Annotated in this window: 16 protein-coding genes; all 16 read left to right on the forward strand. The window is 72.5% G+C overall.

Features of this window, described 5'->3' with window-relative positions; all coding sequences use genetic code 11:
- Positions 1 to 60 precede the first annotated feature (60 nt).
- From fusA to RN743_RS11545, 16 genes are read left to right on the forward strand one after another with little or no spacing between them, the layout of a single operon-like run.
- Positions 61 to 2,148, forward strand: a complete 2,088-nt coding sequence (gene fusA / locus RN743_RS11470; RefSeq protein WP_310779986.1) for an elongation factor G — start codon at positions 61 to 63, stop codon at positions 2,146 to 2,148.
- A 35-nt stretch (positions 2,149 to 2,183) separates the two neighbouring features.
- On the forward strand, positions 2,184 to 2,936 hold the full coding sequence (locus RN743_RS11475; RefSeq protein ID WP_310779987.1) for a YebC/PmpR family DNA-binding transcriptional regulator: 753 nt from the start codon (positions 2,184 to 2,186) through the stop codon (positions 2,934 to 2,936).
- Entirely contained in the window at positions 2,933 to 3,415 is a 483-nt protein-coding gene (gene ruvC, locus RN743_RS11480; protein WP_310779988.1) for a crossover junction endodeoxyribonuclease RuvC, read from the forward strand. The genes RN743_RS11475 and ruvC overlap by 4 nt, the downstream gene beginning before the upstream one ends.
- Positions 3,412 to 4,011, forward strand: a complete 600-nt coding sequence (ruvA, locus tag RN743_RS11485) for a Holliday junction branch migration protein RuvA (RefSeq protein WP_310779989.1) — start codon at positions 3,412 to 3,414, stop codon at positions 4,009 to 4,011. The genes ruvC and ruvA overlap by 4 nt, the downstream gene beginning before the upstream one ends.
- Positions 4,008 to 5,150, forward strand: coding sequence for a Holliday junction branch migration DNA helicase RuvB (gene ruvB / locus RN743_RS11490; RefSeq protein ID WP_310779990.1), 1,143 nt, complete (start codon positions 4,008 to 4,010; stop codon positions 5,148 to 5,150). The genes ruvA and ruvB overlap by 4 nt, the downstream gene beginning before the upstream one ends.
- The gene (gene queA / locus RN743_RS11495) at positions 5,140 to 6,264 is read left to right on the forward strand and encodes a tRNA preQ1(34) S-adenosylmethionine ribosyltransferase-isomerase QueA (RefSeq protein WP_310779991.1); all 1,125 of its coding nucleotides are present in this window, start codon (positions 5,140 to 5,142) and stop codon (positions 6,262 to 6,264) included. Before ruvB ends, queA begins: the two co-directional genes overlap by 11 nt.
- Before the next feature lie 10 nt (positions 6,265 to 6,274).
- A complete protein-coding gene (tgt, locus tag RN743_RS11500) occupies positions 6,275 to 7,486 on the forward strand; it encodes a tRNA guanosine(34) transglycosylase Tgt (protein ID WP_310779992.1) in 1,212 nt (403 codons plus the stop codon).
- Positions 7,480 to 7,773 (forward strand): preprotein translocase subunit YajC, encoded by a 294-nt coding sequence (gene yajC, locus RN743_RS11505; RefSeq protein WP_310779993.1) that lies wholly within the window; start codon positions 7,480 to 7,482, stop codon positions 7,771 to 7,773. Before tgt ends, yajC begins: the two co-directional genes overlap by 7 nt.
- Before the next feature lie 33 nt (positions 7,774 to 7,806).
- The gene (gene def / locus RN743_RS11510) at positions 7,807 to 8,301 is read left to right on the forward strand and encodes a peptide deformylase (RefSeq protein WP_310779994.1); all 495 of its coding nucleotides are present in this window, start codon (positions 7,807 to 7,809) and stop codon (positions 8,299 to 8,301) included.
- A 33-nt stretch (positions 8,302 to 8,334) separates the two neighbouring features.
- Complete coding sequence (gene fmt, locus RN743_RS11515; protein ID WP_310779995.1) at positions 8,335 to 9,327, forward strand: methionyl-tRNA formyltransferase; 993 nt, start codon at positions 8,335 to 8,337, stop codon at positions 9,325 to 9,327.
- The gene (locus tag RN743_RS11520) at positions 9,302 to 10,006 is read left to right on the forward strand and encodes a thiamine phosphate synthase (RefSeq protein WP_310779996.1); all 705 of its coding nucleotides are present in this window, start codon (positions 9,302 to 9,304) and stop codon (positions 10,004 to 10,006) included. The genes fmt and RN743_RS11520 overlap by 26 nt, the downstream gene beginning before the upstream one ends.
- Positions 10,007 to 10,064: 58 nt before the next feature.
- Complete coding sequence (thiS, locus tag RN743_RS11525) at positions 10,065 to 10,265, forward strand: sulfur carrier protein ThiS (protein WP_343219025.1); 201 nt, start codon at positions 10,065 to 10,067, stop codon at positions 10,263 to 10,265.
- A 1-nt stretch (position 10,266) separates the two neighbouring features.
- Positions 10,267 to 11,043 carry a thiazole synthase gene (locus RN743_RS11530; protein ID WP_310779998.1) on the forward strand — a complete coding sequence of 259 codons (777 nt, stop codon included), beginning with the start codon at positions 10,267 to 10,269 and terminating at the stop codon, positions 11,041 to 11,043.
- On the forward strand, positions 11,040 to 12,314 hold the full coding sequence (locus tag RN743_RS11535) for a transcription antitermination factor NusB (protein WP_310779999.1): 1,275 nt from the start codon (positions 11,040 to 11,042) through the stop codon (positions 12,312 to 12,314). The genes RN743_RS11530 and RN743_RS11535 overlap by 4 nt, the downstream gene beginning before the upstream one ends.
- Positions 12,315 to 12,321: 7 nt before the next feature.
- Entirely contained in the window at positions 12,322 to 13,122 is an 801-nt protein-coding gene (locus RN743_RS11540; RefSeq protein WP_310780000.1) for a PASTA domain-containing protein, read from the forward strand.
- Positions 13,123 to 14,070 (forward strand): CdaR family protein, encoded by a 948-nt coding sequence (locus tag RN743_RS11545; protein WP_310780001.1) that lies wholly within the window; start codon positions 13,123 to 13,125, stop codon positions 14,068 to 14,070.
- Positions 14,071 to 14,115 lie beyond the last annotated feature (45 nt).

The following is a 14,115-nucleotide window of genomic DNA, read 5'->3' on the forward strand; positions in this document are numbered from 1 at the left end:
CAGCCCCGGTGTCATCCCACGCAGGGTGTCATCCCAGGCAGAAGAGTACGGGAGGTGTACATGGCGTCTGCCGCCTCGGAATATGAAACGCGGAACCTTCGCAACGTCGTCTTCTTCGGGCACGGAGGGGCCGGGAAGACGACGCTCGTGGACGCGATGTGCTACATCGCCGGCGGGACCACCCGGAAGGGCGATGTCCAGAAGGGGAACGCGCTCACCGACTTCACGCCGGAAGAGACCGGCCACAAGATCTCGATCAACCTCGCCGTCGCCCACGCCGTCCGGAACGGCGTGCGGATCAACCTCATCGACACCCCCGGCTACCTCGACTTCCTGGGCGAAGTCGTGTCGGGGGTTCGCGTGGCGGACGCCGGCATCTGCGTCATCGATGCGATCTCCGGCGTCGAAGTGGGGACGGAGAAGACGTGGGCCGCCGCGGACGCCGCGAGCCTGCCGCGGGCCGTCTTCGTCTCGATGATGGACCGGGACAACGCGGACTTCCGCAGCACGCTCGCACAGATCCGCGAAGAACTCACCTCCACGGCGATGCCGGTCCACGTCCCCATCGGGGCGGGCGCCGACTTCAGCGGCTTCGTCGATCTCCTCACGATGAAGGCCCACAGCTTCAAGGGAGGCGACGAGGGGGCCGCCGCCGTGGCCGACGCGCCCGCCGACGTCGCGTCGGAGGTGGAGGACCTCAGGGAGGAACTCATCGAGGCAATCGTATCGGGGGACGACGACCTGCTCGAAGCCTATTTCGAGGGAGAGGAGCTCGACCCCGGCCGGCTCGGCGAGGTGTTCGCGGCGGCGATCCGCTCCGGCGACATCGTTCCCGTGTTCTGCGGCTCGTGCCAGACGAGCGCGGGCGTGCCGGCCCTCATGGACCGCATCGTGGAACTCTTCCCCTCGCCCGACCGCGCCGCGCCCCGGACGGCGCGCGACGGAGACGGCGAAGTGTCGCTGGATCCGGGAGCCGCGTCTCCCACGGCGGCGCTCGTCTTCAAGACGACGTCCGAACCCCACGTCGGCGACCTGAGCTATTTCCGCGTCTTCTCCGGCCGCATCGCGAACGGCGTCACGCTCGCGAACCCCGACCGCTCCGCGAGCGAGCGCATCGCGCACCTCGCGATCCCGCACGGGTCGCGCCGCATCGACGTGGAGGCGCTGAACCCCGGCGACATCGGGGTCGTGACCAAGCTCAAGAACACGCACACCGGCGACACCCTCTGCGACGGCGGGAGCCGGCTCTCCTTCGGGGGGATCGAGTGGCCCCGGCCCGACCTCTCCCTCGCCGTCACGGCCCGCACACGGGCCGACGAGGACAAGATCGGCGCCGGCCTCGCGAAGCTGCACGAGGAGGACCCGACCTTCTCCTCCGGCTACGACCCCGAGCGCGGGCAGACGATCATCCGCGGGCTGGGAGAGATCCACCTCAACATCTCGCTGGAGAAGATGACCCGGAAGTACGGGGTCAACGTGGACACGCACCAGCCGAACATCGCCTACCGCGAGACGATCACGAGGACGGCGGAGGGGCAGGGGCGCCACAAGAAGCAGTCGGGCGGGCGCGGCCAGTTCGGCGACTGCTACATCCGGATCAGCCCGCTGCCGCGCGGGGAAGGGTACAAGTTCGTCGATTCGATCAAGGGCGGCGTGATCCCGACCAAGTTCGTCCCGGCCGTGGGGAAGGGGATCGGGGAGGCCTCGAACCGGGGCGTTCTCGCCGGCTACCCGCTCGTCGACTTCCAGGCCGAGTGCTACGACGGATCGCACCACTCCGTCGACAGCTCGGACATCGCCTTTCAGATCGCGGGATCGATCGCCTTCCAGAAGGTGGCGCGGGACGCGAACCCCGTGATCCTCGAGCCGATCATGGAGGTCGAGGTCGAGACGCCCGAGGAGTACATGGGCGAGGTGATGGGCGATCTGAACCAGCGGCGGGGCCGCGTGCTCGGCATGGACTCGAAGGGGCGGCGGCAGGTCGTGAAGGCCCACGTCCCCCAGGCCGAACTCTACAAGTACTCCGCCGCGCTGCGCTCGCTGACGCACGGAAAGGCGACGCACACGCGCAGCCTGGCTGCGTACGAGCAGGTTCCTCCGCATGTTCAGGAGAAGGTGATCGCCGAGTCGCAGCGCGACGACGACTAGAGGACGAGGACCAGGACACGAGCGGGCGGTAGCCGGTGGCGGGCCATTCGAAGTGGTCGAAGATCAAGCGCCAGAAGGCGGTGACCGACCAGGCGAAGGGGAAGCTCTTCTCCAAGCTCGGTCGCGAAATCGCCGTGGCGGCGCGGGAAGGCGGGGGAGACCCGGACTTCAATCCGCGCCTGCGGACCGCGATCGACAATGCGAAGAGCCAGCGCATGCCGGCCGACAACATCGATCGCGCGGTGCGCCGCGGGACGGGGGACCTGCCGGGCGCGAGCTTCGAGGAGGTCACGCACGAGGGCTACGCGCCGGGCGGGGCGGCGCTTTTCCTCGAGTGCCTGACGGACAACCCCCGCCGCACGCTGGCCGAACTCCGGCATCTGCTCGACAAGCGGGGCGGCAACCTGGGCCAGAGCGGCTCCGTGGCGTGGATGTTCGAGCGCAAGGGCCAGATCCTCGTGTCCGCCGACGAGTGCGACGAGGACGAGGCGCTCGACGCGGCGCTCGAGGCGGGGGCGGAGAACTTCGAGTCCGAGGACGGGATGTACGTGGTGACGACGACCGCGCCCGACTTCCACGACGTCCTGGGCGCGATGCGCGACGCCGGCCTTCCGGTCGAGGAGGCGGAACTCGCGATGGTGCCCAGCAACACGGTGAAACTGGAGGGGCGCGACGCGGAGAAGGTGCTCGCCGTGCTGCACGCGCTCGACGAGCACGACGACGTGCTGAAGGTGAACACGAACGTGGATCTGGAGGAGGCGGAGGGGGCGGGCCGAGCGGCCCCATGAAGGTCCTGGGCGTCGACCCGGGCACGCGGGCGACCGGATACGGCCTCGTCGAAGGGCGCCGCCCCGGAGGGCCCGCGCATCGCCTCATCGAGTGCGGCGTCGTGCGGCCGCGGGGAGAGGACCTCCCCCAGCGCCTCGTGGACATCCACACCGCGGCGCTCGAACTCATCGACCGGCTCGAGCCGACGTGCGTCGCGGTCGAGAGCGCCTTTCACGGGCGGAACGCGCGCACGGCGCTCGTCCTCGGGCACGCGCGGGGCGTCCTCGTGCTCGCGGCGGCGCTGCGGGGCCTGCCGGTGCATGAGTACGCGCCGCGCGAGGTGAAGAAGCGCGTCGTGGGGACGGGCGCCGCGAGCAAGGAGCAGGTCGGCTTCATGGTCAAGCACCATCTGCGGCTCGGCGAGCCGCCGCGTCCGGCGGATGCGGCGGACGGCTGCGCGGTCGCGCTCTGTCACCTCCTCGGCGGGCCGATCCGGTGATCCGGCGCCTCCGGGGCGAACTCGTCGGGCGTGCCGAGGGCCTCATCGAGGTCCTCACGGGCGACGGCGTCGGCTACGAGGTCGGCGTGCCGCTCGGGCTCGCCAGCCGGCTGCCGCCCGAGGGCTCCGAGGTCGAACTGCACACCGTCCTCGTCGTGCGCGACGACGCCTTCGAGCTGTTCGGCTTCGAGACCGCCCGCGACCGCGAACTCTTCCAGCGGCTCCGCGTCCCGAGCGGGGTGGGCCCCCGGCTCGCGCTCGCGATCCTCGGGGCGCTGCGGCCCGAACGCGTCGTGCGCGCGATCCGGGCCAAGGACCACCGCACGCTCCAGACGGTGAGCGGCGTGGGCAAGAAGACCGCCGAGCGCATCGTGATCGAACTCACGGACAAGCTCGACGACCTCGGCGACATGGGAGACGACCCCGTGTCCGGCGATGGCGTCGCGGCGGCGGCCGTGCAGGCGCTGCGCGGCCTCGGCTACCCGCGCTCCCAGAGCGAGAAGGCCGTGAGCCGCGCTCTGCAGGGACTGGCGGAGGCCGGCGACCCCGACATCGGCGCCGAGGCCCTCGTGCGCCGCGCGCTCAGGCACGTATGACGGCGCCGGGGCCGCCGGGCCGGTCCGGCGACACGCGGAACGCGGGCGACGCGGGCGAAGCGGGCGGCCCCGGCGGCGCGGCCCGTCCGCGCACGGAGATCACGACGCCCGAGGCGGTCGACAGCGACGAGCGTCCGGACGCCTCGCTGCGCCCGCAGCGGCTCGACGAGTTCATCGGCCAGGCGCGGGTCAAGGAGAGCCTCTCCGTCTTCGTGGAGGCGGCGCTCGGCCGCGAGGAGGCGCTCGACCACACCCTCTTCTACGGCCCGCCGGGCCTCGGCAAGACGACGCTCGCCCTCCTCCTCGCCGGGGAGCTCGGCGTCGGGATCAAGCTCACGTCCGGCCCCGTGCTCGAGAAGCCGGGCGATCTCGCCGGCCTGCTCACGAACCTCCCGCCGCGCGGGATCCTCTTCATCGACGAGATCCACCGCCTCCGGCCCGTCATCGAGGAGTTCCTCTATCCGGCGATGGAGGACTACCGCATCGAGATCCGGCTCGGCGACGGACCGCGCGTGGAGACCTTCTCGATGAAGCTCGAGCGCTTCACGCTCGTGGGCGCGACGACCCGTTTCGGGCTCCTGACCGCCCCCATGCGCGCGCGTTTCGGCGTCGTCGAGCGCCTCGGCTACTACCCGCCGGAGGAACTCGCGCGCATCGTCACCCGCTCCGCGAGTCTCCTCGACATCCCGATCACGCCCGGCGGGGCGGAGGAGATCGCCCGCCGCGCGCGCGGCACCCCCCGGATCGCGAACCGCCTCCTGCGCCGCGTCCGCGACTACGCGCAGGTGCGGAGCGAGGGCACGATCGACTCCGCGACGGCGGAGAAGGGGCTCACGCTGCTCAACGTCGACGAGTACGGCCTCGACGAGATGGACGCGCGCGTCCTGAAGGCGATCATCGAGACCTTCGAGGGCGGGCCGGTGGGGCTCGCCTCGCTGGCGGTCGCGGTGGGCGAGGACGCGGGGACGCTCGAGGAGGTCTACGAGCCGTATCTGATCCAGAACGGGTACATGCAGCGCACGGCGCGCGGCCGCGTGGCCACCCGGAAGGCGTACGAGCGCTTCGGTTACGCCCTCCCGAGCGACCGGGAAGGGTCGGAGGGCGGGGCACAGGGTGCGCTGTTCGGCGATGACGGATGAGTGGGCGGGCCGGACGGAGGCGTACGACTATGAGCTGCCCGACGAGCTGATCGCGGCCCGCCCGGCCGCGCGGCGCGACGGCAGCCGCCTCCTCGTGCTCGACCGCGCGCGTGGCCGCTTCGCGGACGCGGCCTTTCCCGCGCTGCTCGAGCGGCTCTCCGCCGGCGATGCCGTCGTCGTCAACGACAGCCGCGTCTTCCCGGCCCGGCTGCTCGGCCGCAAGCCGACCGGCGCCCGGGCCGAGATCCTCCTCGTCCGCCCCGAGTCCGGGGCGCTCGCGTCATTCGCCCCCTTTGACGAGGCGGACACCCGCCTCTGGCGCGCCATGGTCCGCCCCGGCGGCAAGCTCAAGCCCGGCCGCACCGTGGATATCGCCGACGGGTTCGCGGTCGAGATCCTCGACTCCGCCGCCGACGGCACCCGCCTCGTGCGGCTGGCCGGCGACGACGACCCGTGGCGCCTGATCCAGCGCCACGGCCGCGTCCCCCTGCCTCCGTACATCGTCCGCGATGCACCGGGCGGCGAGCGGGCGGGGGCCGACGACGCCGAGGACCGGGAGCGCTACCAGACCGTGTACGCGGCCCCGGCCGGGAGCGTCGCCGCGCCGACGGCGGGCCTCCACCTCACCCGGAAGATGCTCGCGGGCATCGAGGCCATGGGCGTTCGTCTCGTGTCCCTCACGCTCCACGTCGGGTTCGGCACCTTTCGTCCCGTGACCGCGGACCGCATCGACGAGCACGAGGTCGCCCCCGAGGTGTACAGCTTCTCCTCCACGGCGGCGGAGGCGCTCAACGCGACGCGGGCGGAGGGCGGGCGCGTGTTCGCCGTCGGCACGACCTCCTGCCGCGTGCTGGAGACCGTCGCCGCGGGCGGCGGCGTCTCGGCGGGCGGGCCCTTCGCGCCGGGGCGGGGGTGGACGGACCTCTTCATCCGTCCTCCGTACACCTTCCGCGCGGTGGACGCGCTCGTGACGAACTTCCACCTTCCACGCTCCAGCCTGCTCATGCTCGTCGCGGCGTTCGCGGGCCGGGAACTCACGCTCGAGGCCTACGCGCACGCGATCCGCCAGCGCTACCGCTTCTACTCCTACGGCGACGCGATGCTCATCGCATGAAAACCATTCCGTGACCGGACCCGCGGACGGCGGGCGCTTTCGCGTCGAGGGGACGAGCGGGCGGGCGCGCGCCGGGACGCTCCGCCTTGCGCGCGGCACGATCCACACCCCGTGCTTCATGCCGGTCGGTACGCTGGGGACCGTGAAGTCGCTCACCCCCGGGGAACTCCGCGGCGCCGGGGTCGAGGTCCTGCTGGGGAACGCCTATCACCTCTACCTGAGGCCGGGCACGCGCGTCCTCGAGGAACTCGGCGGACTCCACCGGTTCATGGGATGGGACGGTCCCATCCTCACCGATTCGGGCGGGTTCCAGGTCTTCTCGCTCGCCCGCATCAACCGGATCGACGACGAGGGCGTCACCTTCCGCAGCCATCTCGATGGGAGCCTGCACCGGCTCACGCCGGAACTCTCGATGGAGATCCAGGCCGCGATCGGCTCCGATATCCGCATGGCGTTCGACGAGTGTCCACCCGGGGAGTCCTCTCCCGAGGCCGCGCGGAAGGCGGTCGAACGCACGCTCGCGTGGCTGGCGCGCTGCCGGGAGAGGCACGAGGCGCTTCGGGACGCGCATCGGGACGCGCACCCCGCAGGAGACGGGCTCCTCTTCCCCATCGTCCAGGGCGCCTCCTACGAGGACCTTCGCCTCGAATCCGTCGAACGCACCCTCGCCCTGGGCGACTGGCCCGGGATCGGGATCGGCGGACTCTCGGTGGGAGAGGAGAAGGAGGTGACGCACCGGGTGCTCGACGCGATCGAACCCGCCCTTCCCGCCGACCGGCCCCGCTACCTCATGGGCGTCGGCTATCCCGACGACGTCATCGAAGCGGTGCGGCGCGGCGTGGACATGTTCGACTGCGTGGCGCCGACCCGGAACGGGCGCAACGGCACCGCGTTCACGGCCGAGGGCCGGCTCAACGTCAAGGGCGCGCGCTTCGCGTCCGACCCCGCGCCGCTCGACGAGACGTGCGATGCCCCCTGCTGCACCGACTACAGCCGCGCCTACCTGCGGCACCTCTTCGTGAGCAACGAACTGCTCGGCCTGCGCCTCCTCTCGCTGCACAACGTGCGCTTCCTGATCCGATTGACTTCACAGGCGCGCGCGGCGATCCTCCGGGGCGAATACGACCGCTGGGCCGACGACTGGCTCTCCACCTACCGGCGCGGCTCCCCGCGCCCCGCGACCGAACAGACCGAACAGGAAGGTGAGGACGGATCATGCTGATGTTGAACCTCATGGCGTCCCCCGAGGGAGGGACGGCGAATCCGGCCGCCACCATGATGATGATGTTCGGATTCATCGCCATCTTCTACTTCATCTTCTTCCGTCCGCAGCGGAAGCAGCAGAAGGAGCACGCGGAACTGGTGAAGAACCTGAAGCGGGGGGACAAGGTCTCGACGATCGGCGGCATCGTGGGCGAGATCGTCCACCTCACGAACGACATCGTCACGATCAAGAGCGGCGACACCCGGATCGAGGTCGAGCGCTCCAAGATCGGAAGAGTCACGTAGCAGTCCCTCCCTCCGTGCTCGCGTGACCCGGCCGTGATCCTCGACATCCGCCTCTTCGGAGACCCCGTCCTGCGGGAGAAGTGCGCCCCCGTGGCGGAGATCGACGATGAGGTGCGCCGGCTCGCCGCCGACATGCAGGAGACGATGTACGACGCGGACGGCATCGGCCTCGCGGCGCCGCAGGTGGGGGTGCCGATCCGCCTCTTCGTGTACGACGTGCGCCAGGAGGGGATCTCGCCCGGCGTTCTCGTGAACCCCGAGATCGTCGAGGAGGAGGGCGCGGTGAAGGAGGAGGAGGGGTGCCTCAGCATCCCCGGGCTGTCGGAGACCGTCGAGCGCAGCGAGTCCATCGTCGCGCGCGGCCTCGGGCTCGACGGCGAGCCGGTGGAGATCCGCGCCGACGGCATCCTGAGCCGCTGCATTCAGCACGAGAGGGACCACCTGGACGGGATCCTCTTCCTGGACCGCGTGAGTCCGCTCAAGCGCAAGATCCTGCTCGCGAAGTGGCGGAAACAGGAGCGGGACTGAAGCGGCCGCGGGCGGCATGAGGGTGCTCTTCCCATGAGGGTTCTGTTCTGGGGTACGCCGGAGTTCGGACTCCCGTCGCTGGAAGCGATGCGGGGGGCGGGGCACGACATCGTCGGCGTCGTCACGAACCCGGACCGGCCCGCCGGCCGGGGGAGGCGTCCGCGGACGAGTCCGGTGAAGGCGTGGGCGCTCGAGGCCGGCGTGCCCGTGCTGCAGCCCGAGCGTCCCGGCGACGAAGGCTTCCTCGCCGCCGCCCGCCGCCTGCGCCCCGACATCTCCGTCGTCGCGGCGTACGGCCGTCTCCTCCCGCCGGCGGCGCTGGACCTGCCGCCGCTCGGGTCGCTGAACGTGCACGCGTCGCTCCTGCCCGCGCTGCGCGGCGCGGCCCCCATCAACTGGGCCATCATCCGGGGGCACCGCGAGTCCGGGGTGAGCATCCAGCGCATGGTCCAGGCGCTCGACGCCGGCCCCGTGCTCGGGCGGACCCGCATCCCGATCCCGGCGGCGATGACGGCCGGTGAGCTGTACGCGGAGGCTGCGGAGGCGGGGGGAATGCGGCTCGTCGCCGTGCTCGACGACCTGGCGTCCGGGCGGGCGGTGGAGAGGCCGCAGGACGACGCGCGCGCGACGTGGGCGCCGAAGCTCGACCGCGAGACCGCGCGCATCGACTGGTCGCTCCCCGCGGCCGAGGTCGCGAACTGGCTGCGCGGGTGCGACCCGTGGCCCGCCGCGTGGACCTCGCTGGCCGCGCCCGCCGCCCTCGCCGGGCTGACGCTGCAGTGCTTCGAGCCGGGCGTCGGCGGTCCCGGCGCGGACGGCGGCGAGGCCGGAGGCGTGCACCCGGGCACGGAGCCGGGCGCAACGCCGGGCACGGTCGTTCGGGCCGATCCCGCGCGGGGACTGCGCGTCGCGACGGGGGAGGGGACGATCGTCGTGGGCGCCGTGAAGCCGGCCGGCCGCCGCCGCATGAGCGCGGCCGAGTGGGTGCGGGGCCTCCCGGATGCGAAGGAGGTGCGCTTCGCCTGAATCGCGACTCCCGCGCCTGCACGTCCTCGTCTCGGAGGGGGAGCTGGGCGGCCTGGCGGCGGTCGAACGCGTGCTCGAGCGCGCGGCCCCCGTCGCGGTCCATCTGCGGGCCCCGATCGAGGCCCGCCGCCTGTTCGAAATCGCGGCCCGGCTCGCCCCCATCGCCTCCCGCGCCGGGAGTTGGCTCGTCGTGAACGGGCGGCCCGATGTGGCGCTGGCGGCGGGTGCCAGGGCCGTACAACTTGGGCGCACGGCGCTCGGGGTGGAGGAGACGCGCCGGGTGATCCGGGCGTGCGCGGGACGGCTCGCGGTCGGGGCTTCCGTGCACGATGCGGAGGGCGCGCTGCGCGCCGCCCGCGAGGGCGCCGACTACCTCGTGCTCGGCACGATCTACGCGACGCCCTCGCACCCGGGGGTCGAGGGCAGCGGCCCCGCCGCCGTGTCCGCGGTCCGCCGCCGACTCGCCGCCCACCGGCTCGCCGCCCACCGGCCGCCCGCCCGGCGTCCGCCCCCGATCCTCGCGATCGGAGGCATGAACGCGGATCGGGTCGGGGAGGTGACGGAGGCGGGGGCGCACGGCATCGTGGTGGGGCGGGCCGTGTGGTCGGCGCCCGACCCGGCGCACGCCGCGCACGGCCTCGGCCGACAGCTCGCCCGGCTGCACCGGCGGGCTCGCTGACCTGGCGGCGACGCGCCGCCGGGAGGATCGCGGACCGGAAGCGGATTTCATGGATATCATGCAGATACAGGTGAACGGACGGGAGCGGGACGTTCCCGCGGGAACGTCGGTCGCGGCATTGCTCCGGGATCTCGGACTCGATGGCCGCACCCTCGTCGTCGAACTGAACCGGCGGATCGTCCGTCCGCCCGAGATCGAGAGCGCGCGGCTGGAAGCGGGGGACCGCGTCGAACTCGTCCATTTCGTGGGAGGCGGCTGAGATGGCTCCGCTCGAAATCGCCGGCCGCACCTTCGCTTCCCGGCTCATCGTCGGAACGGGGAAGTACCCGAGTCCCGGGATCATGCTCGAAGCGATCCGGGCCTCCGGCGCCGACATGGTCACCGTCGCGGTGCGCCGGGTCGACATCGAGAACCCGGACCGCGACGACATCCTCCGCACGCTGAGCCCGGACGAGTTCAGCCTCCTGCCGAACACCGCCGCCTGCTACAGCGCCGAGGAGGCGATCCGCGCGGCGCGGCTGGGGCGGGCGGCGGGCATGAGCGACTGGGTGAAGCTCGAAGTCATCGGCGACCCCGACACGCTCCTCCCGCACACCGAGGAGCTGATCGAGGCCACGCGCGTGCTCGTGGCCGAGGGCTTCGTCGTGCTCCCGTACACGAACGACGACCTCATCACGGCGCTGCGGCTCGAAGAGGCCGGGGCCGCCGCGGTGATGCCGCTCGCCTCGCCGATCGGGAGCGGCCTCGGGCTCCTCAACCCCCTCAACATCCGCATTATCAAGTCGCGCCTGTCCGTGCCGGTCATCGTCGACGCCGGCGTGGGCACCGCTTCGGACGCCTGCGCGACGATGGAGCAGGGGGTGGACGGGATTCTCATGAACACGGCGATCGCCGAGGCGGAGGATCCGGTGGAGATGGCCCGCGCCATGCGGTTGGCGGTGGAGGCCGGCCGGCGCGCATACGTGGCGGGCCGCATGCCCCGACGCGAATGGGCGGTGCCTTCGAGCCCGCTCGAGGGCGTGCCGCCGCCGGCTTGAACCCGCGCGCGGCGGCCCACCGGATCCTGGGCGAGGTGCGGCGGGGGACGCGTTCCGACCGAGCGGCGTCGCGCATCCTCCCGGCCGTGGACCCGGCCGACCGCGGACTCGCGCTGGACATCGCCTTCGGCTGCCTCCGACTGCGCGCCCGCCTCGACGCCTGGATCCGGGCCTGCGCGGACCGGCCGCCGGCCCGCATGGACCGCGCGGTGCGCGACTGGCTGCGCATCGGCGCGTACCAGTTGACGGAGTTGCGGACGCCGGACCACGCGGCGGTGGGCGAAACCGTCGGCGCGGCGCGGTCGGCGCTGGGGCGCGGCCGGGCTGGGTACGTGAACGCTGTGCTCCGCGCGCTCGCGAGGCGCCGCGACGCCGACCCCTTCCCCGATCCGGACGTGGATCCGGTGGGGCACCTGTGCTCCTGGGGCTCGCATCCGGAGTGGCTCGTCCGGCGGTGGCTGGCGCGCTGGGAGCCGGCGGACGTGCGGCGGCTCATCGAGCACCAGAACCGCCCGCCGGACGTCGTCGTGCGCATGCTGACGGGGGAAGAGCCGGCGCCGCCCGCCGGCGTGGAACTCGAGCCCATGCCCGGCTGGCCGCGCTCCTTCCGGCTCGAGAAGGGACTGCCGACGGCGGCGCTCTCCGGCCTGCGGGCCGTGATTCAGGACCCTGCGGCCTCCGCCGTGGTAGATTATGTGGGCGGCCCGCTCGGGGAGCCGGTGCTCGACGTGTGCGCGGCCCCGGGCACGAAGACCCTGGGGCTCGCCGCGGCGTACGGCGTGCCGGTCGTGGCGCTCGACATCTCGCACCGACGGCTGGCCCGCCTCGGCGCGCCGGCCCGCCGGCTCGAGCTGCCGGTGAGCGCGGCCGTCGCCGACGCGCGGCGGCTTCCGGTCGCCGAGGCCGGGACCGTGCTGGCCGACGTGCCCTGCACCGGCACCGGCGTACTGCGGCGGCGGGCCGACGCCCGCTGGCGGCTCGGAGAGCGCGGCCTCGACGACCTCGTGGCCCTGCAGCGCGAGATCGTGGACGCGTGCGCCGCGGCCGTGAGACCGGGCGGGCTGCTCGTGTACAGCACGTGCTCGCTCGAACGCGAGGAGAACGAGGAACAGGTGGACGCCTTCCTGGACCGCAGGCCCGACTACCGGCGCGAGCCGCCCGCCGAGGGCGCGCGCGGCGATTGCACGACGCCGCGCGGCGACCTCTTCGTGCGGCCGTGGCTCACCGGCACGGACGGCGCCTACGCGGCGCGTCTGCGGCGGATCGCGTGACCGGCCCGTGAGACTCCTGCGCCTGGTCCTCCTCTTCGCCGCCATGTTCGGCATCGGCTACGCCTTCGCCGCGATCCGGCTCTTCCCGGCGGCGGAAGATCCGACCGATGTGGATTTCACCGAGATCCCGGACCTCACCGGCGCCTCCCTGGCCGAGGCCGGCGCACGCCTCTCCGCGCTGGGGCTCGTCTCCACCGATCAGGGCCGTCTCCACCACGGCGAGATTCCCGCCGGCGCCGTCGTCGCCCAGCGGCCGCTCCCCGGCCAGTTCGCCCGTGCCGGGGACACGATCGTGCTCACGACGAGCGCCGGCATCGAAACGCGCCGCGTGCCCGATCTCGCCGGCCTTCCGGGCCGCGAAGCCGCGACCCTCCTGACCCGTCTCGGCTTCGACATCGATATCGAGGAAACCGACGAGAGCACCGTCGCCGGCGCGATCCGCACCGAGCCGCCCGCCGGCACGAGCCTCCCTCTACCCGCCCGCGTCCGGCTCTTCGTCAGCCAGGGGAAGGCGATCGTCTCCGTTCCCGACCTTCACGGGCGCCACGTCGACGACCTCGCGCTCATCCTCGAGGAGGTCGACCTTCAGTTGGGCGCCATCCGCTACCAGGCCGAGGCCCCCGGGGTGCAGGGACGCGTCATCTTTCAGAGCCCGGACCCCGGCGCCGCCCTCCGGGGAGAGGGGTTCGTCTCCGTGATCGTGGCCGGGACGCCGCCCGACTCGGCCACCGCGGATCTCACCAGGGACGCCGTCCGCGACACGGTTCCCCCGACCCCCGGCAACGGGCAGGCGCCAGGAGACGGCTGAATGGATTTCAAGAGCGCGTTCACGAAGAACTGGCCCTACAAGGTCGCGGCGATCGTGCTGTCGGTGCTGCTCTGGCTCAGCGTGTCGGCCGACGCCGAGATCGCCGAGCAGCCGGTGTCGACGCTGCTCGAGATCCAGGTGAGCGATTCCGCGTGGAGTCTGCGGGAGGTGCGGCCCGCCGAGATCACGACGACCTTCCGCGGCCGCTGGAACCAGATGTTCGCCGCCCGCTTCGAGCGGCCCGTGATCCGGAAGGTTCTCGACCAGGTCGAGGACACCGTGGTCCAGGTCCCGCTCTCGGCCTCGGAGGTCATCTACGACCGCCAGCTCGGACTCGATCCCGTGGGCGTCTCTCCGGGAGCCGTGACCGCGTATCTGGAGGAGCGGGTGGGGAAGTGGGTCGCGGTCTCCGGACGGACGGACGCGAGGGCGGCGGCGGGCGTGCTGGTCGTCGGCATGCAGGTCGCCCCCGACAGCGTGTGGCTCCAGGGGCCGGCGTCCTTCGTCAACCAGGTCTCCGAGGTGACGACCGCCACGCTCGAGGTGGGCGCGGTCTCCTCGCGCGTGACCCAGCAACTCGAGATCGCCCTGCCGCCGGATCTCGCGGGGCTCTCGGTCGAGCCCGCCACCGTGATCGCGACCGTCGATGTGGACTCTCTCCGCACCCGCCTGTTCGCGGTCGAAGTCGTCACCACGGGCCCGCGCGCCCTCATGGCCGCGGTGGATCCGCCCTCCATCACCGTGGCCGTCACCGGACCCGCGGCCGTCGTGGACGGACTCGATCCGGGCGACGTGCGCGTGACGGTCGACATCCCGAATTCCTTCGAGACGACGGGTTCCTATCCCGTGCGCGCCGAGTTGCCCGAAGCCCTGGCCGGCACGGTGACGATCGACCTCGTGCCCGAGCGGGTGAGCGCGGGCATCGCCCCCGACCCGCCCGACCGATAGACACGCCGCCCGCCGCCGACTTCCGGGGCGGCCCGGTCCTCGGCA

It is taken from the genome of Candidatus Palauibacter scopulicola, from assembly GCF_947581915.1.
GTDB classification, from domain to species: Bacteria; Gemmatimonadota; Gemmatimonadetes; order Palauibacterales; family Palauibacteraceae; genus Palauibacter; species Palauibacter scopulicola.